Annotated in this window: 22 protein-coding genes, 1 pseudogene and 2 other annotated features; all 23 genes and pseudogenes read right to left on the bottom strand. The window is 41.6% G+C overall.

The features are described 5' to 3' along the window. Positions 1-21: 21 nt before the first annotated feature. Positions 22-492 (bottom strand): 30S ribosomal protein S7, encoded by a 471-nt coding sequence (gene rpsG / locus KFZ56_RS00940; protein WP_222639460.1) that lies wholly within the window; start codon positions 490-492, stop codon positions 22-24. Between the two features lie 39 nt (positions 493-531). Next, positions 532-951 (bottom strand): 30S ribosomal protein S12, encoded by a 420-nt coding sequence (gene rpsL, locus KFZ56_RS00935; RefSeq protein WP_222639458.1) that lies wholly within the window; start codon positions 949-951, stop codon positions 532-534. A gap of 135 nt (positions 952-1,086) precedes the next feature. Then, on the bottom strand, positions 1,087-1,338 hold the full coding sequence (locus tag KFZ56_RS00930; protein WP_222639456.1) for a ribosomal L7Ae/L30e/S12e/Gadd45 family protein: 252 nt from the start codon (positions 1,336-1,338) through the stop codon (positions 1,087-1,089). A gap of 191 nt (positions 1,339-1,529) precedes the next feature. Continuing rightward, on the bottom strand, positions 1,530-5,138 hold the full coding sequence (gene rpoC, locus KFZ56_RS00925; RefSeq protein WP_222639454.1) for a DNA-directed RNA polymerase subunit beta': 3,609 nt from the start codon (positions 5,136-5,138) through the stop codon (positions 1,530-1,532). Positions 5,139-5,361: 223 nt separating this feature from the next. After that, positions 5,362-8,898: a DNA-directed RNA polymerase subunit beta gene (rpoB, locus tag KFZ56_RS00920; protein ID WP_222639452.1), complete on the bottom strand. Its 3,537-nt coding sequence runs from the start codon at positions 8,896-8,898 to the stop codon at positions 5,362-5,364. A gap of 330 nt (positions 8,899-9,228) precedes the next feature. Then, positions 9,229-9,831 (bottom strand): class I SAM-dependent methyltransferase, encoded by a 603-nt coding sequence (locus KFZ56_RS00915; RefSeq protein ID WP_222639449.1) that lies wholly within the window; start codon positions 9,829-9,831, stop codon positions 9,229-9,231. A 574-nt stretch (positions 9,832-10,405) separates the two neighbouring features. Further along, positions 10,406-10,771, bottom strand: a complete 366-nt coding sequence (rplL, locus tag KFZ56_RS00910) for a 50S ribosomal protein L7/L12 (RefSeq protein WP_222639447.1) — start codon at positions 10,769-10,771, stop codon at positions 10,406-10,408. 50 nt (positions 10,772-10,821) lie between these two features. Continuing rightward, a complete protein-coding gene (gene rplJ, locus KFZ56_RS00905) occupies positions 10,822-11,322 on the bottom strand; it encodes a 50S ribosomal protein L10 (protein WP_222639445.1) in 501 nt (166 codons plus the stop codon). A 40-nt stretch (positions 11,323-11,362) separates the two neighbouring features. Next, positions 11,363-11,510, bottom strand: a sequence feature (ribosomal protein L10 leader region). Positions 11,511-11,558: 48 nt separating this feature from the next. After that, positions 11,559-12,251, bottom strand: a complete 693-nt coding sequence (gene rplA, locus KFZ56_RS00900) for a 50S ribosomal protein L1 (protein WP_222639443.1) — start codon at positions 12,249-12,251, stop codon at positions 11,559-11,561. Between the two features lie 174 nt (positions 12,252-12,425). Next, positions 12,426-12,851, bottom strand: coding sequence for a 50S ribosomal protein L11 (gene rplK / locus KFZ56_RS00895; protein ID WP_222639441.1), 426 nt, complete (start codon positions 12,849-12,851; stop codon positions 12,426-12,428). A 622-nt stretch (positions 12,852-13,473) separates the two neighbouring features. Further along, positions 13,474-14,010, bottom strand: a complete 537-nt coding sequence (gene nusG / locus KFZ56_RS00890) for a transcription termination/antitermination protein NusG (protein ID WP_222639439.1) — start codon at positions 14,008-14,010, stop codon at positions 13,474-13,476. 151 nt (positions 14,011-14,161) lie between these two features. Then, positions 14,162-14,335: a preprotein translocase subunit SecE gene (gene secE / locus KFZ56_RS00885; RefSeq protein ID WP_222639437.1), complete on the bottom strand. Its 174-nt coding sequence runs from the start codon at positions 14,333-14,335 to the stop codon at positions 14,162-14,164. A 43-nt stretch (positions 14,336-14,378) separates the two neighbouring features. Further along, positions 14,379-14,522 (bottom strand): 50S ribosomal protein L33, encoded by a 144-nt coding sequence (gene rpmG / locus KFZ56_RS00880; RefSeq protein WP_255584743.1) that lies wholly within the window; start codon positions 14,520-14,522, stop codon positions 14,379-14,381. A 51-nt stretch (positions 14,523-14,573) separates the two neighbouring features. Then, a complete protein-coding gene (sigH, locus tag KFZ56_RS00875) occupies positions 14,574-15,242 on the bottom strand; it encodes an RNA polymerase sporulation sigma factor SigH (protein WP_222639435.1) in 669 nt (222 codons plus the stop codon). A 116-nt stretch (positions 15,243-15,358) separates the two neighbouring features. Beyond that, complete coding sequence (locus KFZ56_RS00870) at positions 15,359-15,868, bottom strand: NYN domain-containing protein (protein ID WP_222639432.1); 510 nt, start codon at positions 15,866-15,868, stop codon at positions 15,359-15,361. A 2-nt stretch (positions 15,869-15,870) separates the two neighbouring features. Then, positions 15,871-16,614 (bottom strand): 23S rRNA (guanosine(2251)-2'-O)-methyltransferase RlmB, encoded by a 744-nt coding sequence (gene rlmB, locus KFZ56_RS00865; RefSeq protein ID WP_222639431.1) that lies wholly within the window; start codon positions 16,612-16,614, stop codon positions 15,871-15,873. Position 16,615: 1 nt separating this feature from the next. After that, positions 16,616-17,017: a Mini-ribonuclease 3 gene (locus KFZ56_RS00860; protein ID WP_222643850.1), complete on the bottom strand. Its 402-nt coding sequence runs from the start codon at positions 17,015-17,017 to the stop codon at positions 16,616-16,618. Then, positions 17,017-18,420, bottom strand: a complete 1,404-nt coding sequence (gene cysS, locus KFZ56_RS00855; RefSeq protein ID WP_222639429.1) for a cysteine--tRNA ligase — start codon at positions 18,418-18,420, stop codon at positions 17,017-17,019. The genes KFZ56_RS00860 and cysS overlap by 1 nt, the downstream gene beginning before the upstream one ends. Continuing rightward, a pseudogene (epsC, locus tag KFZ56_RS00850) lies at positions 18,401-19,068 on the bottom strand (serine O-acetyltransferase EpsC). The gene cysS and the pseudogene epsC overlap by 20 nt, the downstream one beginning before the upstream one ends. A 56-nt stretch (positions 19,069-19,124) precedes the next feature. Then, positions 19,125-19,344 (bottom strand) — a binding site (T-box leader). A gap of 47 nt (positions 19,345-19,391) precedes the next feature. After that, positions 19,392-20,861, bottom strand: a complete 1,470-nt coding sequence (gltX, locus tag KFZ56_RS00845) for a glutamate--tRNA ligase (protein WP_222639427.1) — start codon at positions 20,859-20,861, stop codon at positions 19,392-19,394. A 142-nt stretch (positions 20,862-21,003) separates the two neighbouring features. After that, the gene (locus tag KFZ56_RS00840) at positions 21,004-22,104 is read right to left on the bottom strand and encodes a PIN/TRAM domain-containing protein (protein WP_222643849.1); all 1,101 of its coding nucleotides are present in this window, start codon (positions 22,102-22,104) and stop codon (positions 21,004-21,006) included. Positions 22,105-22,277: 173 nt separating this feature from the next. Further along, positions 22,278-23,651: a DNA repair protein RadA gene (radA, locus tag KFZ56_RS00835; protein ID WP_222639425.1), complete on the bottom strand. Its 1,374-nt coding sequence runs from the start codon at positions 23,649-23,651 to the stop codon at positions 22,278-22,280. 687 nt (positions 23,652-24,338) lie between these two features. Then, positions 24,339-26,771, bottom strand: coding sequence for an ATP-dependent protease ATP-binding subunit ClpC (clpC, locus tag KFZ56_RS00830; RefSeq protein WP_222639422.1), 2,433 nt, complete (start codon positions 26,769-26,771; stop codon positions 24,339-24,341). Positions 26,772-26,781: the final 10 nt, after the last annotated feature.

Below are 26,781 nucleotides of genomic sequence, written 5' to 3'. Positions count from 1 at the left end.
AAATAACTTTTATTAGGTTTCTTACCAGCGGTAATGTGCAAAGGCTTTGTTTGCTTCAGCCATCTTATGCATTTCTTCACGTCTCTTAACAGAAGAGCCTGTATTATTGGAAGCATCTAAGATTTCATTAGCTAGGCGTTCTTCCATTGTTTTTTCCCCGCGTAGGCGAGAATAATTTACAATATAGCGTAGACCTAATGCCTGACGTCTTTCCGGGCGAACCTCCATTGGTACTTGATAGTTTGAACCACCGACGCGACGTGCACGGACCTCAAGAACCGGCATGACATTTTTCATTGCCTGTTCAAATACATCCATCGCATTTTGGCCACTGCGTTCGCCGATAATCGTGAATGCATTATAAAGAATCTTCTGTGCTATCCCACGTTTACCGTCAATCATAATTTGATTGATCAAACGTGTCACCAATTTTGAATTGTAAAGCGGATCCGGCAAAACATCCCGTTTAGGTACTGGTCCTTTACGTGGCATATGACATCCTCCTTTCTTAACGTTATCTATATCAACGACTTAAGCTTTTTTCTTCGGTTTTTTGGTACCGTATTTAGAGCGCCCTTTCCGGCGTCCATCTACACCTGCAGTGTCAAGTGCTCCACGAACAATATGGTAACGAACACCTGGTAAGTCTTTAACACGACCGCCTCTTAACAGTACAACACTGTGTTCTTGCAGATTATGTCCAATTCCAGGAATATAAGCAGTTACTTCCATCGTATTTGACAAACGAACACGTGCGTATTTACGAAGTGCAGAGTTCGGTTTCTTCGGTGTCAACGTACCGACACGTGTACATACACCACGTTTTTGCGGTGAATTCTGGTTTGTAGGTCTCTTTTTAAAGCTATTATACCCTCTATTAAGTGCTGGAGAGTCATACTTTTTAGGTTTATTCACGCGGCCTTTGCGTACTAGTTGGTTTATTGTTGGCATGTTGTATCCTCCCTTCTATTTTATATAAATGAAAACTTAAAATCACCTTTGATGTAAATGGTTTTGTAAGCCCACATATCCAGGTGGTTCATCTTAAAGCAAAAACAAAGCTTTCACAGAACCCCTGTCAAAACATCATCGTTTTATTGCTAATGCGGATGCTCCAACTTCGATGCCACAAGCGGCTCCCAGTTTTTTCATGGAATCTACCCGTTTGCATGGAATGTCCAGCTCACTAGCTAGACTTTCTACCTGCCCAGTTAGTTGTGGATTAGCATCATCAGCAATAAATACTTCACTTACTTCGCCATTTCTCATAGCCTTCAGTGTTTGCTTTGTTCCGATAATTACCCATGACCTGAATTGCATCACTTTTTCATAAGACATTGCCTATCCTCCAAAGTAATTAGAAAGCTTAACACCTATCAAGCTTATATCTTCTTTTTATCAAAGTAAAATCGGAAGCACCTTGAGTATTCTACCATTCACGGATTTTAAAGTCAATATAAAATACCAATTTTTTTGGTGCTTCCAAACTTTATTTTAATTCAGGGGGGACAGGTAAGTTAACCGATCCCCTATTGCACTGTCTCCGATTCCTCTACTTCTTCTACATCTTCTTCCACTTCGTCCGTAGACGGTCTTACATTACGGTATCGGTTAATCCCTGTACCTGCTGGAACAAGTTTACCGATAATGACATTCTCTTTAAGGCCTAACAGTTCATCTCGTTTTCCTTTAATCGCCGCGTCTGTAAGCACTCTGGTTGTTTCCTGGAATGAAGCTGCAGATAAGAACGAATCTGTTTCCAGAGAAGCTTTCGTAATTCCAAGCAAGACAGGTTTACCGGTTGCCGGTTGCTGCCCTTCATTTAGAACGGTATGGTTCGCATCTCTGAACTGGTGTAATTCCAGTAATGCCCCCGGAAGTTCTGTCGTGTCACCTGATTCGATAATACGGATTTTACGCAACATTTGACGAACCATTACTTCAACGTGTTTATCGCCAATTTCAACACCCTGCATACGGTACACACGCTGTACTTCACGTAATAAATAATCCTGAACGCCTTCTACACCTTGTATGCGCAGAAGATCTTTTGGATCAATAGAACCTTCCGTAAGGGCTGCGCCTGCTTCGATCTCATCACCGACAGTAACTTTCATACGTGCATTATATGGAACTGGATATGTGCGTTGTTCCACTTCACCCTGCACAATAACTTCCTGTCTATCTTTTACCTCTTGAATTTCTTCTATCGTACCATGAACCTCACTAATAACAGCCTGCCCTTTAGGGTTGCGTGCTTCAAACAATTCTTGGATACGTGGAAGACCTTGTGTGATGTCATCCCCGGCAACTCCACCAGTGTGGAATGTACGCATCGTTAACTGTGTACCTGGCTCACCGATAGATTGTGCAGCGATAATGCCAACTGCTTCGCCAACTTCTACTTCGTCACCAGTTGCAAGGTTTCGTCCATAACATTTTTGACAAACACCATGTTTTGTATTACAGGTGAATGCAGACCGTATCGTAACCTCTTCAACACCGGCATCCACAATTTGTTTGGCCTGGTCTTCGTTCATTATTTCTCCTTTTTCTACAATGACCTCTCCTGTTTCAGGATGCTTCACTGTTTGGAAAAGCGTACGGCCTACTAAGCGATCGAATAATGGTTCGATAAGCTCTGCGCCATCTGACAATGTTGATACTGTTAAACCACGATCTGTTCCACATTCTACTTCACGAACAATAACATCTTGCGCCACATCTACAAGGCGTCTTGTTAAATAGCCTGAGTCGGCTGTTTTCAGTGCCGTGTCCGCAAGACCTTTACGTGCACCGTGCGTCGAAATAAAGTATTCAAGAACGGTCAACCCTTCCCTGAAACTAGATCTAATTGGCAGTTCAATGATTTCTCCAGCAGGGTTAGCCATTAAGCCACGCATACCTGCGAGCTGTGTAAAGTTAGATGCGTTACCCCTTGCTCCGGAATCACTCATCATAAAGATAGGATTTCGATTGCTTAAGGAATGCATCAACTTATCCTGAATCGTATCTTTTGCTTGTGACCATACTGAAATCACTCGATCGTAGCGTTCCTCATCCGTTATTAGACCACGACGGAATTGTTTCGAAACATTATCCACTTGAGATTGTGCGTTATCAAGGATTTCCCCTTTTTCCGATAATACAACGATGTCTGATATACCAACGGTCATACCAGCTTTTGTGGAATAGTAGAAGCCGAGGTCCTTCATACGGTCAAGCATTTTAGATGTCTCACTGATTTTGAACCGTTTAAACACTTCTGCAATAATATCACCCAATATGCCTTTTTTAAATGGGTCGATAATATCACGACTTTTAATTTCTTCTTGAACGTCCGTGCCGCTATCAACAAAATACTTCCCGGGTGTTTCTATTTCCAGGTTGCTTTGTGTTGGCTCATTAATATACGGGAACGATTCAGGTAAAATCTCATTAAAAATAAGTTTACCTACCGTTGTCAACAGCAATTGATCATGCTGTCTTTCCGTGAATTTATTATTGACACTGGAAGCTTCCACGGCAATTCTAGTATGCAAGTGTACATATCCATTTTGATAAGAAAGTAATGCTTCGTTAAGGTCTTTAAAAATGCTTCCTTCTCCAACGGCATTTTCCCGTTCCATCGTCAGATAATAGTTTCCTAAAACCATATCCTGTGATGGTGTAACAACAGGCTTCCCATCTTTTGGATTCAGTATATTTTGCGCTGCAAGCATTAAAACACGTGCTTCTGCCTGTGCCTCTGCTGACAGAGGAACATGGACCGCCATTTGGTCTCCATCAAAGTCGGCATTGTAAGCTGTACACACAAGTGGGTGCAAGCGAATTGCACGTCCTTCAACCAATATCGGTTCGAATGCTTGAATACCTAACCGGTGCAATGTCGGTGCACGATTAAGTAGTACAGGATGTTCTTTGATTACATCTTCCAGAACGTCCCATACGTCAGGGTGTACACGTTCTACTTTACGTTTCGCTGATTTAATATTATGGGCGATCCCTTTTGATACCAGCTCTTTCATAACGAAAGGCTTAAACAACTCCAATGCCATCTCTCTAGGTAGACCACATTGATACATCTTCAAATGCGGACCAACTACGATTACTGAACGGCCGGAGTAGTCAACACGTTTTCCTAGTAAGTTTTGACGGAAACGACCCTGTTTCCCTTTTAGCATATGTGATAGAGATTTTAACGGTCTGTTGCCGGGACCTGTAACCGGACGACCGCGACGACCATTGTCAATCAAAGCATCTACCGCTTCCTGAAGCATCCGTTTTTCGTTTTGAACGATAATACTTGGTGCTCCAAGATCCAACAGGCGCTTCAAACGATTATTACGGTTGATAACACGACGATACAAATCGTTTAGATCAGATGTAGCAAAACGTCCTCCATCAAGCTGCACCATTGGGCGTATTTCCGGTGGGATAACCGGTAAGACGTCTAATACCATCCAAGACGTATCGTTTCCGGAATGCCGGAATGATTCGATTACTTCCAACCGTTTGATAGCACGCGTTCTACGTTGTCCGTGCGCTGTTTTCAGCTCTTCTCTTAACCCTTCAACTTCTTTTTCAAGATCGATATCTTGCAGAAGTTTACGGATTGCTTCGGCACCCATCTGGGCCTTAAATGATTTACCGTATTTATCGTAATAGGAACGATATTCTTTCTCAGATAACAGTTGCTTTTTCTCTAAAGGTGTATCTCCTGCGTCTGTAACTATATATGCAGCAAAATAAATAACCTCTTCCAAAGCTCTTGGTGACATATCTAACACAAGTCCCATGCGGCTTGGAATACCTTTAAAATACCAAATATGGGATACTGGAGCAGCTAATTCGAGATGTCCCATGCGTTCACGACGAACTTTTGATTTCGTCACTTCAACACCGCAACGATCACAGACAACACCTTTGTATCGTACTCGTTTATACTTCCCGCAGTGACATTCCCAGTCCTTTTGCGGGCCGAAAATTCGTTCACAAAACAAGCCGTCTTTTTCCGGTTTCAGCGTCCGATAATTGATCGTCTCCGGTTTCTTTACCTCACCATATGACCACGAGCGAATCTTCTCTGATGAAGCTAAACCGATTTTCATATACTCAAAGTTATTTACATCTAGCAAGGGGCCTACCTCCCTTTTTAGTATCCGATTATTTCCATCAGCCTGCGTTGCTATTTGAAAAACGCCGGCCCAAGTCTTTCAAGAGGGCAGAAACCAGAGGTTGGATGAAATGAAACCGGTGAAAAAGCCGATTTCATTATTAACACCAAGCCTGCCATTCTGTACCTTCTTTCAACTGCGTTAAGCCGGGAACTGACTTATACACGAGCCAATTCCCATTATTTTAATTTTCTCCGACTTCCAAATTAAGCTTGCTTGCTGCTTGTGTGTCTTCTTCTTCTAATTCACGCATATCAATCTCTTCTTCGTCAGATGAGAGCATTTTGACATCCATTCCAAGGCTTTGAAGTTCTTTGATTAGCACTTTGAATGATTCCGGTATTCCCGGGTCAGCTACATTGTCACCTTTAACAATTGATTCGTATGTTTTCACACGACCAACAACGTCGTCTGATTTAACCGTTAGTATTTCTTGAAGGGTGTATGCAGCACCATATGCTTCAAGTGCCCAAACTTCCATCTCACCAAAACGCTGTCCACCGAATTGTGCTTTACCACCGAGTGGCTGTTGCGTAACCAGTGAATAAGGGCCTGTGGAACGTGCGTGTAATTTATCATCAACCATGTGTGACAGCTTAATCATATACATTACTCCGACAGATACACGGTTATCAAATGGTTCTCCGGTTCTGCCATCATAAAGTATCGTTTTTGCATCTTCTGCCATACCGGCTTCTTGCATCGTTTCATATACATCCTGCTCATTTGCACCATCAAATACCGGTGTAGCAACATGAATGCCAAGGTTTCTAGCAGCCATGCCAAGATGTAATTCAAATACCTGTCCGATATTCATACGTGATGGAACACCTAATGGATTAAGCATAACATCGACTGGCGTGCCATCGGGCATGAACGGCATATCTTCTTCCGGTAATATCTTTGAAATTACCCCTTTATTTCCGTGACGTCCAGCCATTTTATCCCCTTCGGATATCTTACGTTTCTGTACAATATACACACGAACTAACTTATTAACACCAGGGGATAACTCATCACCATCTTCACGGTTGAATATTCGAACGTCGAGCACAATTCCGCCAGAGCCATTTGGCACTTTAAGGGACGTGTCACGAACCTCACGGGCTTTTTCTCCAAAGATAGCATGAAGTAGACGTTCTTCAGAGGATAATTCTGTAACTCCCTTTGGTGTTACCTTACCAACTAAAATATCGCCATCTGTTACTTCAGCGCCAACCCGGATAATCCCTTCTTCGTTAAGGTTCTTCAATGCATCTTCCCCGACGTTTGGAATATCTCTGGTTATTTCTTCAGGTCCCAGCTTAGTATCGCGGGCCTCTGACTCGTATTCTTCAATATGAATGGATGTGAAATCATCATCTTTCACGAGTCTTTCACTCATAATGATCGCATCCTCATAGTTGTAACCTTCCCAAGTCATAAAACCTACAAGTACATTACGACCTAATGCTAGCTCTCCAACTTCCATGGAAGGACCATCGGCAAGGATTTCCCCTTTTGTCACACGATCACCTTGACTGACAATAGGGCGCTGGTTATAACTTGTTCCTTGGTTTGAACGAATAAATTTTTGCAAATTATATCGCTCTAAATCCCCTTCCACTTCTTTGCCATCAACTTCGGCAATACGGCGGACGTGAATTTCCTTCGCCTCAACACGTTCTACAATCCCATCATTTCGACAGATTATTGCAGCGCCGGAATCTTTCCCATCCACATATTCCATGCCTGTGCCGACGATTGGAGCCTTCGGATTCATCAATGGTACTGCCTGACGTTGCATGTTCGCACCCATTAATGCACGGTTAGAGTCATCGTTTTCCAAGAATGGAATACATGCTGTTGCTGCTGATACAACCTGTTTTGGTGAAACATCCATGTAATCTAGCTTGCTTTGTGGAACAATAGTGTTCTCCCCACGAAAACGTGCAATAACCTCATCGTCCGCAAAGCTGCCATCATCGTTTAACACCGCATTTGCCTGTGCCACGATGTAATTGTCTTCTTCATCTGCCGTTAAGTAATCAATTTTTGCTGTTACTTTTCCTGTTTCCGGGTCAACACGGCGATACGGAGTTTCGATAAAGCCAAATTGATTTACTTTTGCATAGCTTGATAGAGAGTTTATTAAACCAATATTCGGGCCTTCAGGTGTTTCAATTGGACACATACGCCCATAGTGGGAATAGTGAACATCTCGAACTTCGAAGCCAGCACGTTCACGGGTCAAGCCACCGGGTCCAAGCGCAGACAGACGGCGCTTATGCGTAAGTTCTGCCAAAGGATTGGTTTGATCCATAAATTGTGACAACTGCGAGCTGCCGAAGAACTCTTTAATCGAAGCAATCACAGGTCGAATATTAATCAACTGTTGTGGCGTGATGCTAGAGGTGTCTTGAATTGACATTCGCTCACGAACCACACGTTCCATACGTGACAACCCAATACGGAATTGATTTTGCAGCAATTCACCAACAGAGCGCAGACGACGATTACCCAAATGGTCAATATCGTCTGTACCTCCAACCCGGTGCAAAAGATTAAAGAAATAACTTACTGCTGATACAATGTCCGCCGGTGTTATATTTTTAATGGAATCATCCACATTTGCATTTCCAATAACACTAATTTCACGCTCTCCACTAGGGTCTGTTGGATCCAAAATTTTAATGGATTGAAGCGAAATCTGGTCTTCAATGACACCTTCACTTGGCTCAAAAATTTTCTCTCCCAGTTTCTCCTCTTCACTTTCCAAATATGGTATAATTTTATCTAACAATTTACGTTCAAGCACATCGCCTTTTGTAGCTAACACTTCACCGGTCTCTTGATCAACAATCGTTTCAGCTAAAACCTGGTTAAACAAGCGATTCTTTATATCTAATTTTTTATTCATTTTGTAACGTCCAACATGTGCAAGATCGTAACGTTTTGGATCAAAAAAGCGGGAAACTAATAAACTTTTCGCATTATCTACTGTAGGTGGCTCTCCCGGACGCAGGCGTTCATAAATTTCCAGCAACGCTTTATCCGTCGTTTCTGTGTTATCTTTTTCGAGTGTGTTTTTCAGGTATTCGTTCTCCCCTATAAGATCAATAATTTCCTGATCTGTACCAAAGCCTAGCGCACGCAAAAGCACCGTGATTGGCAATTTGCGTGTACGATCAATCCGGACATAAGCGACATCCTTAGCATCTGTTTCAAATTCCAACCATGCACCACGATTCGGAATAACAGTTGCTGTTATGCCTCTTTTACCGTTTTTATCAAATTTTTCATTATAGTAGACACTAGGTGAACGCACAAGCTGTGAAACAATAACTCGTTCTGCCCCATTGATAATGAATGTTCCTGTATCTGTCATAAGCGGGAAATCTCCCATGAAAACTTCCTGCTCTTTTACTTCACCGGTCTCGTTATTGATTAAACGAACCTTCACACGAAGTGGAGCATTATACGTGACATCCCTTTCTTTGGATTCATCTACAGGATATTTCGGTTCTTCCAGCGTATAATCTACAAATTCCAGTGATAGGTTCCCTGTAAAATCTTCAATAGGAGAAATGTCTTTAAACATTTCTCTCAAACCCTCTTCTAGAAACCATTGATAAGAAGCGGTTTGGATTTCGATTAGATTTGGCAGCTCTAATACCTCACTGATACGCGCATAACTCCTGCGCTGGCGGTGCCGTCCATACTGAACTAGTTGACCTGTCAACAGCTTCACCCCTTAAATCAAGCATTTTCTTAAAAATGTTATATATGAAAGAAAAACATACTGAAAACGCAATTATTCAGCTTTGTTTTTCCAATCTATCCTACGTTCAACTGTTAAAAATGAGCTGAACAAACTTGCAATGCAGCGTTATTTATTATACGCTTAATTTAGTGAAAAAAGATTTATCGTAAAACCTCATCCGTTATATTTCCCGATTTTACCAGTGTCTCCGATCATCGGGGAAATATACGTTTCACTTTTTTAAAGTTCCTCTTGACAAAGAAATCCAATATTAACATTTACCCATAATATCATAGTACCATAACTTGGTCAAATATTAATAGCTTTTATGATAAAATAGCCTTTATTTCTGGCAATTATTTCCACGCTCTTGAATAACTCTTCTAATTTAGCCTTTGCTGAAGGAGCTCCTTGTTTCTTTTGAATAACGATCCATAACTCTCCCTGATCATATAACGCATCTTTAGCCCCCTCAAATAGTTGATGGACAACCTTTTTCCCGACCCGAATAGGTGGATTCATGACAATCGCCGCAAAAGAACGATCGACTAAATTGGAAAATTGATCACTTTGCAGGCATTCGACATTTTCGACATGGTTACGTGCTGCATTTTTTTCGGCTAATGTCATGGCCCTTTCGTTAATATCAGCCAGTACTACATTCCGCTCAGGATAGTGATCTGCAAGAACAATTCCAATAGGCCCATAACCACAGCCAAGGTCTAAAAAATCTCCCGAAATAACAGGTTCACGAAATTGCTCTATTAACAGTTCGGAACCAAAATCCACTTCATTTTTAGAAAAAACGCCAACATCACTAGTGAATGTATATAATCTTGTTCGTAATTGGTAATTCCACGACTTGGGTGAACTTTGGGATTGAGGTTTTTGGGAATAATAATGTTCCGCCATTGGGGCCACATCCTTTTATAGAATGAAGGGAGATTTTTCTTTCCGTAAACTAATGTTGTTTTTAAATCTTTACAGCTGATAGAAACTGCGACGTAATTGCTGTTTGCTATAATCGCCCAATCGCCGTTCGGGAATCGCGCCGGACGGATGCTTTCCGTGGGCACGGCCTCAGCCTCCTCGCGGAAGACCACCGGTGCGGAGTCTTCAGACACGTGCTATTCCCACAGGAGTCTCCGCCCGGCGCGATCCCGAACTAGTAAGAGGCTTCAATTTTTAATAGTGATTATGGACAATAAGCGTTAGTGACCAGACAACCAGCGGAGGAAATACATGGAGACTCCTGCGGGAGCTAAAGGCCTAGGTGAGACCCCGCAGCGCGCCAGCGCGAGGAGGCTCATCAGCCGCCTAAGGCGCGGAATGTATTTCCGTAGCGGTATCCCTTATCTCAACCAAAGGAATTGTCACTACATCGCAGTTCATACCTTCAGCAGTAAAAACAACAGTCTTGTTCATTGATCAGATACAGAAAGCCCGTCGTTAAACGACGAGCTTCTTCTACTATTGTCTGTAAAAATTACTTAACTTCTACAGATGCGCCCACTTCTTCAAGTTGACCTTTAAGTTCTTCTGCTTCTTCTTTTGTTACGCCTTCTTTGACTGGTTTTGGTGCATTATCAACCACGTCTTTAGCATCTTTAAGGCCAAGTCCTGTGATTTCACGAACTGCTTTAACAACTTTGATCTTAGAATCTCCGGCACTTTCAAGTACAACGTCAAATTCTGTTTGTTCTTCAGCAGCTTCGCCTTCAGCAGCTCCGCCTCCTACTGCAACTGGTGCTGCAGCTGTTACTCCAAATTCTTCTTCAATCGCTTTTACCAGATCATTTAAATCTAGTACGGACATTTCTTTAATCTCTTCAATGATTTGTTCCTTAGACATGATATTTCCTCCTAATTTTATTTTCGTTTATCATTCATACAAGGGCTCGTTTATGCGCCCTGTTCTTCTTTTTGCTCTGCAACAGATTTTGTAACATATGCAAAGTTACGTACAGGTGCTTGTAGTACACTAAGCAACATAGAAACCATACCTTCGTAATTTGGTAGAGTAGCAAGCTCCTTCATTTGATCAAGAGAAGCAACTTTCCCTTCGATTACGCCGCCTTTAATTTCAAGGTCCTGATGTTTCTTTGCAAAATCGTTAATAATTCTTGCAGGTGCTACGACATCATCATTACTAAATGCAAGAGCAGTTGGTCCAACCAATGTTTCATTTAGCTCCGTTAAATCTGCAGCCTCCACTGCGCGACGGGTCATCGTATTTTTGTAAACCTTAAAGTCGATACCCTCATCACGCAATTGTTTACGTAAATCAGTTACTTCAGCAACATCAAGACCACGATAGTCAACGATTACCGCTGTTTTACTTGCTTGAAATTTTTCAGTGATTTCATCAACCACCTGTTTCTTCTTTTCGATAACACTGGACATTGTTCCACCTCCTAATAACACTCATTATACCGCACGCGTTTATGACATAATAAAAACCTCCATGTAGACATGAAGGCTTATAACAAATGACAATCAATCATCGATTTATCTCACTTGGTTCTAAACACCTCGGCAGGAATATTAAGCAATTTTGCCCCTGCTGTCTACGGCACAACGTATTCATTTATATACCGAAATTTAGTATAACTAACATTTCTGGAAAAGTCAACAGCGACTTAGCGATAATTGGAAACGTCGACTCTGATTCCAGGTCCCATGGTAGTAGCTATAGAACCATTACGTAGATAAGTCCCTTTTGAACTTTGCGGTTTCACTTTAACAAGAGTATCCGCAATAGCTGCAAAGTTTTCGCTTAATTTTTCATTATCGAATGATAGTTTTCCAATCGGAACGTGAATGTTAGCAGATTTATCGACACGATATTCTACTTTACCAGCTTTAATTTCTTTCACAGCTTTTTCTACTTCAAATGTAACAGTCCCGGTTTTCGGATTTGGCATGAGCCCTTTTGGCCCAAGCACACGCCCAAGTTTACCAACTTCAGCCATCATGTCCGGTGTGGCAACAACCACATCAAATTCGAACCAGCCTTGATTAATCTGGTCGATATAGTCGGATTCTCCAACGTAATCTGCTCCTGCGTCTTCTGCTTCTTTCGCTTTATCACCTTTTGCGAAAACCAGGACACGTTGTGTTTTACCAGTACCGTGTGGCAGCACAGTCGCACCACGAATTTGTTGGTCTGCTTTTTTAGGATCCACACCTAAACGGAAAGCAGCTTCAACGGTTTCATCAAAGTTCGCTCTAGCTACTTCTTTTGCTAGTGCAATAGCTTCACTTATTTCATATGATTTATAGCGATCAACAAGCTTGGATGCTTCTTGATGCTTTTTACTTTTTTTAGCCAATTTGTTTCCTCCTCTATTGTGGTTATAGCGGTAATACCTCCCACTTCATAAAAGCACAAAAGCTTCTATAACGCATGCAGCAGATCACCTTTTTCAGTCACCACCGCATGTGTAAAGGCTGCGAGTAGTCGCTTGAATATCCACAGCCCTCACTAGTATTACAATTCAATCAAATTAGTCTTCAACGGTGATGCCCATACTACGGGCAGTTCCTTCAACCATACGGGTTGCCGCTTCTATATCAGCAGCATTCAAGTCTTCCATCTTGGTTTCTGCGATTTCTCTTACTTTATCACGTTTGACAGATCCTACTTTGTTACGGTTAGGCTCTCCGGATGCGGTATCAATACCAGCTTCCTGCTTCAACAATACAGCAGCAGGTGGAGTTTTTGTAACAAATGTAAACGAACGATCTTCAAATACCGTTATTTCAACAGGGATAACCGTACCTGCCTGATCTTGTGTACGTGCATTAAATTCTTTACAGAATCCCATGATATTAACACCTGCTTGACCTAATGCCGGTCCTACTGGCGGTGCTGGATTTGCCTTTCCTGCAGGGATCTGCAATTTCACTAGCTTGATTACTTTTTTAGCCACGAGACACACCTCCTTAAAGTCCGTGATGTGGTATTAGGTATCCATTCGGATCCTCCCACTCCTATTTACCTTGCTACTCAGATCATACATGAATAACAAAAGAATTTTAGCATGCTTCTTTAAATAATGCAAGTACTTTATTAGCATTTTTGGTTTCACTAATACGGAGTTGATATAAACTGCGACGTAAGTGTGGAATTCTCTTTGCGAACGATGGTTGAGTGCTTGGATGCCGCTACGGAAACACATTCCGCGCACCTTAGGGGGCTGATGAGCCACCTCGTGCTAGCGCACTTCAGTGTCTCATCTAGGCCTTTGCTCCCGCAGGAGTCTACATGTGTTTCCTCCGCTGGTAGTGAGTTTACTGTATTATTAACGAAGCAGTTTCATGCTGTCAGTAGTCCGGGTGAGTGGAGGGCAATCGACTCCTGCGGGAATAGCACGTGTCCGAAGACCCCGCAGGAAGCGGTTTTCTTCCGAGGAGGCTGAGGCCGTGCCCTAAGGTCCGCGATTGCCCGTAACGATCCCGGACGGTGGCAAATATTGCACACTACGTCGCAGTTTCTATCTGTTGTGTCAATAAACCAAAAAACGTTTAGAAGACAGCCTTTACAAACAATTTCTAATTCATTTTATCAATTTGAGAGAAGTCTAGTTCAACGGGAGTTTCTCTGCCAAACATATTCACGTGGACCTTTACTTTTTGTTTGTCCGTATCAATTTGCTCGATCGTGCCGGCGAAGTCCGTGAACGGTCCATCTGTTACCCGTACATTTTCCTTTAATTCAAAATCGACCTGCACAGGGGATTCAGACACGCCCATGCGTTTTAATACGGATTCTACTTCCTCAGGCAGTATTGGGGTTGGTTTTGCCCCACCTCCACTAGAACCGATAAATCCGGTTACACCTGGCGTATTGCGTACAACATACCAAGAGTCATCCGTCATGATCATTTCCGTTAGGACGTAACCAGGGAAGAATTTCTTTTTTACCGTCTTCTTTTTTCCATCTTTGATTTCAGTTTCTTCATCTTCGGGAACAATAACTCGGAATATTTTATCCTCCATCCCCATCGATTCAACTCTTCTTTCTAAGTTCATCTTTACTTTGTTTTCATACCCGGAATACGTATGAATAACATACCAATTTTTCTCCATTTGAACAGGGCATTGTTTTGCCCTTCCCTCCCTTACGTTTATGAGTCATATATACGACCATGTTACGTTTTTAGACAACTTAAAAAACCCGACAATCCGGGTTTTTAATTAAAATATTAATTATTCTCATTATAGCATACATTTCTTCTTATTATTCAAAAAAACTATTTAAAACCTGAGAAATTCCAAAATCGATGACGGCAAAAAAGATGGCAATAAAACCTACTGTTAAAATTACTGTTATGGTATAGCTTGTCAATTCACGACTTTTAGGCCAGGAGACTTTTTTCATCTCTCTGGTAACATTTTTTAAAAACTTAATCATGCTAGCTTGTACCCCCTAAACTCCCTGAGAAAAATACGCACGTTTATTTTGTCTCGCGGTGCAATGTGTGCTCCCTGCATATTTTGCAGTATTTATTAACTTCCAAGCGTGCAGGTTGTATGGATACATTCTTATTCGTTTTATAATTTCTGCTTGAACAAATTGCACACGCTAATGTTATTTTCATAATTATCTCATCCCATTGACAGGGTTTTATCCTCATATTAATGTAGCATGGTTATGTCGACGTGTCAACGCCGTGTTTGATTCCACCGGTTTCAATTAATTGTTCCAACTTGCGCTTGACACGTTGCAGTGCATTATCAATAGACTTCACATGACGTTTTAATGTGATGGAAATTTCCTGATAGGACTGCCCATCTAAATATAAATGCAGTACATCCCTTTCAAACTCGCTTAACAATTCGGATAATTTGAATTCCATATCGCCTAATCTTTCCCTATTTATAAGTAACTCCTGTGGATCGATTGCACCTGACTCCGCAATTACATCCATCAGCGTTCGATCCGATTCTTCATCATAAATCGGCTTATCCAATGATACATAGGAATTAAGCGGGATATGTTTCTGCCTAGTTGCTGTTTTAATCGCCGTAATAATTTGCCGTGTTACACATAGCTCGGCAAATGCTTTAAATGAAGACAGCTTGTCCCCATCATAGTCCCTTATTGCTTTATAGAGGCCAATCATGCCTTCTTGCGTAATGTCCTCTCTATCAGCACCAATGATAAAATAGGTATGCGCTTTTGCCCAGACAAAGTTTCTGTACTTATGTATTAGAAAATCCAGCGCATGACGGTTTCCTTGATGAATCAATTGTAATACCCTCTCATCATCAAGCAGATTTAGACTCTTATGATCTACTTCTAGTTGCTTGGCATTCACTCGGAATGACCCCCTGACTATATGCAGTCACTTTAAACGTTATTATACAGTAAGCGCTTTAATAGAGTCAATAGGCAAAATGGGGAGAATAAGCAATTTAGAGGTATTTTTCCTGCTTATATATCCCCGCGGCGCCACCTTTCGAATTTTTCTAACACATCATCATCAAGTGCTATCTTTGATTGTGGTTGAATTTTTTGGTGGTTCCGGATGTTTTCTTTAATCTCCCTCTCCATATTTTTTAATTCAATATAGAGTTCCCGTGCCGATTTTCGTAATGCACCTCTGCTAAAAATAGTACTCTGTTCCGCATAGTCAGACGTTGCTACATATACTTGGTTTTGGACATTTTTTAACTGCTTCACAAGCCTTTCGATACACTCATCTGCCGTTTCCTTTTCCTTCGTATAAATAATCTCTACTTTGTATGCCTCGAGTTTGCTGGCCATTCCCTTGACATAATAGGCATCAAATACAATAATAACACGATTTCCCGAATATGCCTGATATTCAGCCATCCATTCTATTAAACGGTCGCGGGCCTGTGCCATATCTATCTCTTTTAGCCGTTGCAGATCATCCCATGCCCCGATAATATTATACCCATCAACAACAAGTACTATCATCATCAATCACCAATGGGATGCCGCTTGCGATATACCTCATATAACAAAAGACTGCATGCAACAGAGGCGTTCAATGAGGTAACTTTTCCCTTTAACGGGAGACTTACGGTCCAATCACACTTATCCCTTGTTAATCGATTCATCCCTTTCCCTTCATTTCCAATGACAAGTGCAATAGGAATTGTACCATCCAATGTACGATAATCCTCTGTTGCATTTGCTTCTGTACCAACAATCCACACATTTTTTGCCTTTAATTCCTCAATGGTACTTGCGATATTGGTCACCCTTACGACAGGTACATGTTCAATCGCACCTGCAGCCGTTTTGGCAACGGTTGCTGTTAAACCTACCGAGCGCCGTTTCGGGATAATCACACCGTGCAGACCCGTCGCATCAGCTGTACGTAAAATCGAACCTAAATTATGCGGATCCTCAAGCTCGTCCAAAATAATAAAAAAAGGATCTTCCTTTCGCTCCGCCGCCCGATGGAACAAATCATCAAGTGACCCGTATTGATAGGAAGCCACGTACGCTACAATCCCTTGGTGGTTCCCTTCGCTGAGCTGATCCAATTTTTTCTTAGGTACTTTTTGTACAATGGTCCCGGCTGCTTTTCCAAGGCTTATCATTTTACCTTGTACACCTGCATTTAATTGTTCGGAAATAAAGACTTTATTGACCGATCTTCCGGATGTCAAAGCTTCCATAACCGGATTTTTTCCTGTGATCATTTCCTGATCCATGTTACGCCTTCCTCCTTTCGATAAAGTGAACTGCTGTTTGTAATAATGCAGTTAAACGATCTTGGTTGCCAGTTAAATAATGATACCCGATTAACGCTTCGAATGCTGTACTATAGCGATAGGTCTGCACACTCGTGTTCTTAGGGATAGAACCGGATTTTGCATTTCTTCCACGGGCAACTACTCGCTCTTCTTCTTCCGTGAGTATGCCATCCGCTAACCAATGTAAAATAACATCTGCTTGAGATTTGCCTGAGACAAACGTAACCGCTTCTTGGTGAAGCCGATTTAGTTTCACCTGACCCGCCTGTAGCAAATGTTCTCTTACATATACTTCATAAACGGCATCACCCATATATGCCAGGGCTAAACTTTTCATCTGTTTTACATCAGAGGGCTTCATCATTCGCTCCGCTTCCAACGAACACCCTGATTCGTATCCTCCAGAATAATATTCTTTTCTTTTAGCATATCTCTTATTTCATCCGCACGGGCAAAGTCCCGATTTTTCCTTGCTTGGGTTCGTTCTTCTATTAATGCATCTATTTGCTCATCAAGCAGTTCACTTTCTTCCTGAATGGTAATTCCTAGTACATCAAGGATAGTAAGAATAGTATGTTGAAATGCTTCAATAACCTTTGTTGCGGTTTGCTCCGATTGTAAGTAGACATTCGCTTCCTTCGTTAAATCAAATAAAACTGAAATGGCATTTGCGGTGTTAAAATCATCATCCATTGCCACTTCAAATTGTCTCTTAAAATGTTCCACTTTATCCAGCCATGCTTCTGTATGATCGACTAAATTCATACTTGCTTGCTTGCGATGCTTTAAATTAAAGTAGGATGTTTCAATACGACCAAGGCTGTTTTTAGCCGCATTCAATAATTCATTCGTAAAATTGATCGGGTTACGATAATGAACCGTCAACATAAAGAAGCGAACAACACGTGGGTCATGTTCTTTAATAATATCTCTAGTTAAAACAAAATTACCTAGTGATTTAGACATTTTTTCATTTTCAATATTAATATACCCATTATGCATCCAGTAATTTGCAAATGTTTCATTATTCATTGCTTCGGATTGAGCAATCTCATTTTCATGATGAGGAAAGGTTAAATCCTGCCCGCCTGCATGAATGTCGATCGTCTCTCCTAAATACTTTTTGGCCATTGCCGAGCATTCAATATGCCAGCCTGGTCTGCCGCCACCCCACGGGGACTGCCAAGCAATTTCGCCTTCTTTCGCTTTCTTCCATAGAGCAAAATCAAGCGGATCCTCTTTCTTTTCGCCAACTTGAATCCTTGCTCCTGAACGCAATTCATCAATCGATTGATGGGAGAGTTTCCCGTAATCATCCATTGTCCGCGGTTTAAAATAAACGTCCCCATCCACTTCGTATGCATAGCCTTTTTCAATCAAACCGGCAATAAAGTGGATAATATCATCCATTGTTTCCATAACCCGTGGGTTGTAGGTTGCCTTTTTCACACCTAATGCACCAACATCTTCCAGGTATGCATCAATGAATTTATTGGCGACATCCGTTACCTCTTCTCCCAACTCATTTGCCTTTTTAATAATCTTATCATCCACATCGGTGAAATTTAACACATAATTAACAGTGTAACCTTTATATTCCAAGTAACGGCGTATAGCATCAAAAACGATAGCAGGACGTGCATTTCCAATATGAATATAGTTATATACGGTTGGCCCGCAAACATACATGCTCACTTTACCTTCTTCCAAGGTTTGAAACTCTTCCTTTTGGCGTGTTAATGTATTATAAACTTTTATCGGCATAGCGATCTCCTTCTTTCAACATAGCTAATTCCTTTTTCAATTCATCCACTTCCGCTTGTAACTGGGCACATCTGTCCGCAACCGGATCCGGCATTTTATGATGATCCAGATCTGTTCGTACCTTTTCCCCGTTTTGGACAACAACTTTGCCCGGAACACCCACCACAGTAGAGTGATCAGGGACATCCTTTATCACAACAGCTCCTCCACCAATTTTAGAACTTTCACCAATCGTTAATGAGCCCAATACTTTGGCGCCAGTGGAGATGAGCGCATTGTCTTTCACAGTCGGGTGACGTTTCCCCTTTTCCTTGCCCGTGCCCCCAAGGTCACCCCTTGAAATAGAGTCACATTATCCCCGATTTCACATGTTTCTCCAATGACGACTCCCATTCCATGATCAATAAACAGACGTCTCCCTATTTTTGCTCCTGGATGTATTTCAATTCCTGTCATAAAGCGGCTCACTTGTGAAATAACACGTGCTATAAAAAATAAACGTTTATTATAAAAAGCATGGGCAACCCGATGTGACCATACTGCATGTAAACCGGAATAAGTCAAAATTACCTCCATAGATGTGCGCGCTGCCGGATCCTGTTCAAATACAACGTCCATATCCTCTTTCAGCCGTTTTAAAAATCCCATTACAACAAGCCTCCCTTAATTAGAGAATAAAAAAAGCGCCTCTGTGTCATTGAATACACAGAGACGCTTCTTAGGCGTGGTTCCACTCTGTTTGAGAAGATTAGAAATCTCCCAACTTGGCTCTTATAACGGTAGAGTTCCGCCATTATGTACTCAGATTCCATAACGGACTCGAAGGGGCACTTCAAAAATGATGTCCTAAAATCACTCGCAGCCGATGGTGATTCTCTCTGGGTAAGACTGTCATCTTCTACTTTTCCTTGTTAACGTTCCCTATTTGGTTACTTACTACTATATTACAAATTCGCTCTTATGTGAATAAATTAAGCTCCAATTTGCTTTAATACCTTATCCAATCTTGAAAGAACCACGTCTTTCCCTAAAAGCTCAATAGCCATCGGCAGCTCCGGTCCGTGAGTTTGCCCAGTTGTCGCAACACGGATTGGCATAAACAACTTTTTACCTCGGTGCCCTGTCTCTTTTTGCGTTGCTTTAATGTTTGCCTTAATGGAATCTTTGGTAAAATCGTCCAAATGAATAAGTTTATCGGTGAAAACCTGCAATACTTCAGGCACCTGTTCCTGCTGCAAGACATCCATCGAACCCTCATCATACGTAATATCCTCGTTGAAAAACATTTCGGTTAACTCTACAATCTCTGCGCCATATCGCAATTGCTCCCGATATAGAGCGATCACTTTTTCTGCCCAGGCGCGTGTTTCGTCATCCATATCTTTCGGAAGTCTTCCCGCATCAATCAGGTGCGGCATTGCTAAATCGATCACCGTTTCTAAATCAGAGGCTTTAATATATTCATTGTTCATCCACTTCAATTTATGACGATCGAAAATGGCTGCTGATGTGGATAAACGCTCTGGATCAAATATCTTAATCAGCGTTTCTTTATCAAAAATTTCTTCCTCACCAACCGGGGACCAGCCGAGTAATGTAATAAAGTTGAACAAGGTTTCCGGCAAATAGCCCAAGTTACGGTACTGTTCAATAAATTGAAGAATGTGCTCATCACGCTTACTTAATTTCTTTCGCTCTTCGTTTAAAATTAACGTCATATGACCAAATTGCGGAGGCTCCCAGCCAAAAGCCTCATAAACCATCATTTGTTTCGGGGTATTCGAAATATGTTCCTCTCCACGCAGCACATGCGAAATCTTCATCAGATGATCATCAATTGCTACTGCAAAATTATAGGTTGGAATACCATTTTTCTTTACAATAACCCAATCGCCAAAATCACTGGATTCAAAGGTAATATTACCACGGACAATATCATTAAATGTGTAGGTATGATTTGCAGGAACGCGCATACGGATACTAGGTTCGCGTCCTTCTGCTTCAAACGCGGCAATTTGGTCCTGTGTCAAGTCACGATGCGCTCCGGAATATTTCGGAACTTGTCCTTTCCTACGCTGTTCTTCCCGTTCTGCTTCAAGCTCTTCTTCTGTCATATAACATTTGAAAGCAAGGCCTCTTTGAAGCAATTCATCTACATATTTATTGTATAAATCAAGTCTCTCTGTTTGGCGATACGGACCATAATCTCCGCCAACATCAGCTCCTTCATCCCACTCGATTCCAAGCCAATTTAAATAGTTTAGCTGGCTTTCTTCTCCACCAATGACATTCCTTTTGTCATCCGTATCCTCCACACGAATAATAAATTTTCCATCGTAGTGTTTGGCAAATAAATAATTAAATAATGCCGTCCGCGCATTACCAATATGCAAATTACCTGTTGGGCTTGGCGCATAACGTACACGTACTTTATCGGTCATAGATACTGCCCCTTTCATGAGTAAACATTTTTATCAATTATTACGTAATCTATATCAAATTTTACGATAAATGAACTGTAACAAAAAGTGATAACATCGATGTTATCACTTTTTACTGTATCCTCTATAAGTTATACCTTTTTTACTGTGCTTTTTCAAGTAATTTCGGTTTTGCAAAAATCATACGACCCGCAGAAGTCTGCAGAACACTCGTAATCAAGACCTCAATTTTTTTACCGATATAATTTCTACCTTCTTCTACAACAATCATTGTTCCGTCATCCAAATAAGCAATGCCTTGATTATGCTCTTTTCCATCCTTAATCACATGGACTTCCAATTCCTCCCCAGGCAACACGACCGGTTTGACTGCATTTGCCAGATCATTAATATTTAATACAGGGACACTTTGCAGGTCACATACTTTATTTAAATTGAAATCATTCGTCACAACAATCCCGCCATTAACCTTGGCTAGCTTGATCAATTTGCTGTCAACTTCCTGAATCTCATCAAAATCGCCTTCGTAAATTTCCACCTTCACTGGTAAATCCTTTTGAATACGATTAAGCACATCTAACCCACGTCGACCTCTGTTACGCTTTAATGCATCAGAAGAATCAGCAATATGCTGTAATTCCCCTAGCACAAACTGTGGAATGACAATTGTTCCTTCCAAAAAGTTCGTTTGGCAAATATCAGCAATTCGACCATCAATAATCACACTTGTGTCTAGAATTTTGGCTCTAGGCTGATTAGCATCCGATGTATCAATAGGTCGCCGCTTATCACTTTTATCACGCTCTTTTTTATTTTTATTTAATAAGTTGACGAATTCCTCTCTACGTCTGAATCCAACCTGAAATCCAAAGTAACCCAACAAAATGGTAATGAATAAGGGCAATATTTGTGAGACAACATCAATATTTATATCCTGCAATGGCATATTAATAAAGTAAGCAATAACTAATCCCAAAATCAATCCTAAACTACCAAAAAACAAATCTACCGCCGGCAATTTGATAAGTGCCTCCTCAACCCATTTGAGCGATTTGACGACATAGTCTGCCAGCACATGTGAAATAAAAAAGAATATAATTGCACCTATTATCATGCCCAGATATGGTGATGCGACCCAGCTTGCTTCTGTAAAATCCAATAAGTTAATCAAATATGGTATATATAAATACCCAATGGTACCACCTAAAACAATAAAGAATAAATAAACAATATTTTTTAGCACCACTGTTCACCTCCTAACCTTATTATTACCTTCTTTGAATTAAAATAACCTTAAACAATAAAGAAAACCCTATGATATCAACTAAATAATAGCATAACTATCCTATACAATCAATTTGATAAACGTTATATTTTATCATAATAAAATATTAATTGCAATAAATTCAAATACCTCTATCTTGCCAGACCTGTATCCAGCGCCTCCTGAACAGTATTCACTCCAACAACTTGAATGTTTTGTGGTACCGTCCAGCCATCCAAATTCTTCATCGGACAGATTACACGCTTAAACCCAAGCTTCGCTGCTTCCTGCACACGTTGTTCGATACGCGATACGCGCCTTATCTCACCTGTTAACCCCACTTCTCCAATAAAAATATCCTCCGGAAGTGTGGCTTGATCACGGAAGCTTGAAGCGATACTTACAGCGATTGCCAGATCAATAGCCGGTTCATCAAGTTTCACACCCCCAGCTACTTTGATATATGCATCCTGATTTTGCAACATTAGGCCTACACGTTTTTCCAATACCGCCATTAATAGCGGAACTCTGCTACTATCAACCCCTGTCGCCATCCGACGCGGATTTCCAAAACTAGTAGGCGAAATAAGTGCCTGTATTTCCACAAGTACTGGTCTAGTTCCTTCCATGGAAGCAACAACCGTAGAACCTGCAGCCCCTTGCGAACGTTCCTCTAAAAATATCTCGGAAGGATTCATAACTTCCTTTAATCCTTCTTCTTTCATCTCAAATATACCCATTTCATTTGTGCTGCCAAAGCGATTCTTAACGCCACGTAAAATGCGATACATATGGTGTCTTTCACCTTCAAAATAGAGCACGGCATCTACCATATGTTCAAGCATTCTGGGCCCGGCGATAGCCCCCTCTTTCGTTACATGTCCAACAATAAATATCGGAATCCCACTGGTCTTTGCTATTTTCATTAACTCGCTTGTAGATTCACGAACTTGAGATACACTGCCCGGGGCACTGCTGACTTCCTCGCGAAAAATGGTTTGAATGGAATCAACAACCACAAAGGATGGCTGAATTTCGTTAATATGTTTGGCGATATCAAATAAGTTGGTTTCAGATAAAACATATAGCAAATTCGAAGTAACACCTAATCGATCAGCGCGAAGCTTTGTTTGGCGGGTTGATTCCTCTCCTGATATATACAACACCGGGAGCTGCTTATCTGCGAGTTGGGAGGATATTTGCAGTAGCAATGTTGATTTACCGATTCCCGGGTCACCACCGACGAGGACCAGAGAACCTGGAACAATTCCCCCACCAAGTACACGATTTAGTTCCATCATCGACGTGGTTATCCGTGGTTCTTTCTGTGACTGAATGGCGGTAATCTTTTCAGGCTTACTCAAATTTTTCATCCCACCATTTACTGTATGCTTACTAGTCGTACTCGATGCTTCTATTTCCTCAACTAATGTATTCCAACTGTTACATCCTGGACATTTACCCATCCACTTTGCTGATTCATAACCGCATTCCTGACATACATATTTCGTTTTTCGTTTCACCAATGTATTTCATCCCCTCTCTTTATTATATAATATTATTGGATTCGGTAGGTTACAGACGAATATCAATTTGATTAATTATTTCCATAATCATGCCACAATGGGGGAGTTGTATCGCAACGATTCGTTGCTTTTACATAAAAACTATAAACTGCGACATAGTATGCCATACTCGCTGCCGTTCGGGATCGTTCCGGGAAGTTGCTTTCCGCGGGCACGGCTTCAGCCTCCTCGCGGAAGACCACCGCTGCGGGGTCTTCAGACACGTGCTGGGACTGCGCGTAAATGCTCGTCCCAGCGAAGACATTTGTTCCCGCAGGAGTCAACTTCCCTCCACGCACCCGAACTAGTGAGATAATTCGATTGATTACTCATTCGTTTCAGAGATAATAACTGAAACACCAGCGGAGAAAATACATGGAGACTCCGGCGGGAGGAAAGGCCTAGGTGAGACCACGAAGTGCGGAAGCGCGAGTGGGCTCGCCAGCCGCCCGCGGAAAGCGAAATGTATTTCCGTAGCGGTATGCCCACTCTCAACCAAAGTTTGCAAAATGAAATATCACTTTGTCGCAGTTTACATTAACGGCGAACATTTAAAATCTAACAATATATACGAAAAGTGCTTTGTAAAAAAGCTGGAAGAAACTATTCTTCCAGCTTTTTTACGGTTGGCAATAGGGAAGTAACAACCTATTTTAGAACAATAAATTCCCCTTTATTATTCAAGCCAATTTTTACTTTTTGTCCTTTTGTAATATTTTCTTTGAGAAGTTCCTCTGATAGGAGGTTCTCAATGTTTTGCTGAATGGATCTTCGTAGAGGCCTTGCCCCGTATTCAGGATCAAAAGCCTCGTTTGCTATTTTTTCCAGTGATTTATCAGTCAAGGAGAAGTCAATCTCCTGATCAAACAAGCGTTCTTTTAAATGTTCGACCATTAAAGTAACAATACGTTTCATATGCTTTTTCTCCAAGGCGTGGAAAACAATCATTTCATCAATACGGTTTAAAAACTCCGGACGAAATGCCTTTTTCATTTCTTCGGTCACTTTGGATTTCATATCTTTGTACTCTTGCCCTTCTTCACCAAGGTTAAATCCAACATATTTATTACGTCTTAATTCATTTGCGCCAACGTTGGAGGTCATAATAAGCACTGTATTGCGAAAATCAACAACTCGCCCTTTTGAATCTGTTAACCGTCCATCTTCCAGTACTTGTAATAGAATATTAAATACTTCCGGATGTGCCTTTTCTATTTCATCAAGTAACACAACCGAATAAGGTTTTGTTCGAACTTTCTCCGTTAACTGACCACCTTCATCATAGCCGACATAACCAGGAGGAGAACCGACCAGACGGGAAGTGGAGTGTTTCTCCATGTATTCCGACATGTCAATTCGAATCATGGCTTCCTCGTCTTCAAACATCGCCTCTGCCAATGCACGAGCAAGCTCTGTTTTACCAACACCGGTTGGCCCAAGGAAAATAAATGAACCAATTGGACGTTTCGGATCTTTCAAGCCAGCTCGCGCCCTGCGAATTGCTTGAGAAACTGCATCAACAGCCTCTTCCTGACCAATCACACGACTATGCAAGGTCTCTTCCATATTTAGCAGACGTTCACTTTCATCCTTCGTCAGCCTGGCTACCGGTACTCCTGTCCATATAGATACAACACTGGCAATGTCTTCTACCGTCACTTCAGTATCTGTTTGCCCCTGCTTTTCTTTCCATGCTTTTTTCGTTTTTTCCAATTCCTCACGCAGACGTTGTTCGGAGTCCCTTAGGGATGCAGCTTTTTCAAATTCCTGACTTTGGACGGATGCATCCTTTTCTTTACGTACATCTTCCAGCTTTTGCTCCAATTCTTTCAAATCAGGTGGAACTGTGTAGGAATGCAATCGAACTTTTGACCCTGCTTCATCAATGAGGTCAATTGCTTTGTCAGGCAAAAAGCGTTCTGTGATGTAGCGGTCAGACAGACTTGCAGCGGACTCAATGGCCTCATCTGTAATTGTCACACGATGATGTGCCTCATATCTGTCACGCAGCCCTTTTAAAATTTTTACCGTTTCCTCTAGCGTCGGTTCATCTACTTGAATTGGTTGAAATCTGCGCTCCAGTGCGGCATCTTTCTCAATATATTTACGATATTCATCAAGTGTTGTCGCACCAATACACTGGAGATCACCCCGGGCGAGGGATGGTTTAAGAATATTCGATGCATCGATCGCACCTTCAGCACCACCCGCACCAATCAACGTGTGCAATTCATCGATAAACAGGAGGATGTTTCCGGCTTGGCGTATTTCCTCCATGACTTTCTTCAAGCGATCCTCAAATTCCCCGCGATATTTCGTGCCGGCTACAACCGTACCCATATCCAAAGTCATGACACGTTTGTCGCTTAATGTCTCAGGGACTTCGTTATCGATAATCTGTTGTGCCAAGCCTTCTGCTACAGCTGTTTTACCAACACCTGGCTCTCCTATCAACACTGGGTTATTTTTTGTACGACGGCTTAATATTTGAATAACACGCTCAATTTCCTTACTTCGTCCGATGACAGGATCCACATTGCCTTCTTTTGCAATTACCGTTAAATCTCTTGCCAGCGAATCCAGTGTTGGCGTATTTGCATTTGATTGTTGATTGTTACGATGGCCTTGTCTTCCACCCTGTGATTCATTGCTTCCCAGTAATTGAAGCACTTGCTGACGTGCTTTATTCAGACTAACACCAAGATTATTCAACACCCGGGCAGCGACTCCTTCTCCTTCACGAATCAGCCCCAGAAGAATATGTTCGGTACCTACATAGGAGTGGCCGAGCTTTCTTGCCTCATCTTGAGATAGCTCTACTACCTTCTTAGCCCTTGGCGTATAGTGGATCGATTGCATGGGCTTCTTTCCAACGCCAATTAACTTCTCTACCTCTTCCTGAATCTTAGGAACCTCAAGACCTAATGACTCCAGAGCTTTCGCTGCAATCCCTTCCCCTTCACGAACAAGCCCCAAGAGAATATGTTCTGTGCCAATATTGTTATGTCCAAGTCGTACCGCTTCCTCTTGTGACAACGCTAATACCTTTTGCGCTCTTTCTGTAAAACGTCCAAACATCATATACATTTTC

The sequence above is a fragment of the Virgibacillus sp. NKC19-3 genome (assembly GCF_019837165.1).
Lineage (GTDB): Bacteria > Bacillota > Bacilli > Bacillales > Amphibacillaceae > Virgibacillus_L > Virgibacillus_L saliphilus.
This window is presented reverse-complemented; position numbering and strand designations above follow the sequence as displayed.

What these genes read in the sequence shown, in the direction of transcription:
- rpsG (WP_222639460.1), bottom strand. Translation starts at nt 492, where the DNA reads ATGCCACGTAAAGGACCAGTACCTAAACGGGATGTTTTGCCGGATCCG.
- rpsL (WP_222639458.1), bottom strand. Translation starts at nt 951, where the DNA reads ATGCCAACAATAAACCAACTAGTACGCAAAGGCCGCGTGAATAAACCT.
- KFZ56_RS00930 (WP_222639456.1), bottom strand. Translation starts at nt 1,338, where the DNA reads ATGTCTTATGAAAAAGTGATGCAATTCAGGTCATGGGTAATTATCGGA.
- KFZ56_RS00915 (WP_222639449.1), bottom strand. Translation starts at nt 9,831, where the DNA reads ATGGCGGAACATTATTATTCCCAAAAACCTCAATCCCAAAGTTCACCC.
- rplL (WP_222639447.1), bottom strand. Translation starts at nt 10,771, where the DNA reads ATGTCTAAGGAACAAATCATTGAAGAGATTAAAGAAATGTCCGTACTA.
- rplJ (WP_222639445.1), bottom strand. Translation starts at nt 11,322, where the DNA reads ATGTCCAGTGTTATCGAAAAGAAGAAACAGGTGGTTGATGAAATCACT.
- nusG (WP_222639439.1), bottom strand. Translation starts at nt 14,010, where the DNA reads ATGGAGAAAAATTGGTATGTTATTCATACGTATTCCGGGTATGAAAAC.
- secE (WP_222639437.1), bottom strand. Translation starts at nt 14,335, where the DNA reads ATGATTAAGTTTTTAAAAAATGTTACCAGAGAGATGAAAAAAGTCTCC.
- rpmG (WP_255584743.1), bottom strand. Translation starts at nt 14,522, where the DNA reads ATGAAAATAACATTAGCGTGTGCAATTTGTTCAAGCAGAAATTATAAA.
- KFZ56_RS00870 (WP_222639432.1), bottom strand. Translation starts at nt 15,868, where the DNA reads ATGATAGTACTTGTTGTTGATGGGTATAATATTATCGGGGCATGGGAT.
- rlmB (WP_222639431.1), bottom strand. Translation starts at nt 16,614, where the DNA reads ATGGATCAGGAAATGATCACAGGAAAAAATCCGGTTATGGAAGCTTTG.
- KFZ56_RS00860 (WP_222643850.1), bottom strand. Translation starts at nt 17,017, where the DNA reads ATGAAGCCCTCTGATGTAAAACAGATGAAAAGTTTAGCCCTGGCATAT.
- cysS (WP_222639429.1), bottom strand. Translation starts at nt 18,420, where the DNA reads ATGCCGATAAAAGTTTATAATACATTAACACGCCAAAAGGAAGAGTTT.
- gltX (WP_222639427.1), bottom strand. Translation starts at nt 20,861, where the DNA reads ATGACCGATAAAGTACGTGTACGTTATGCGCCAAGCCCAACAGGTAAT.
- clpC (WP_222639422.1), bottom strand. Translation starts at nt 26,771, where the DNA reads ATGATGTTTGGACGTTTTACAGAAAGAGCGCAAAAGGTATTAGCGTTG.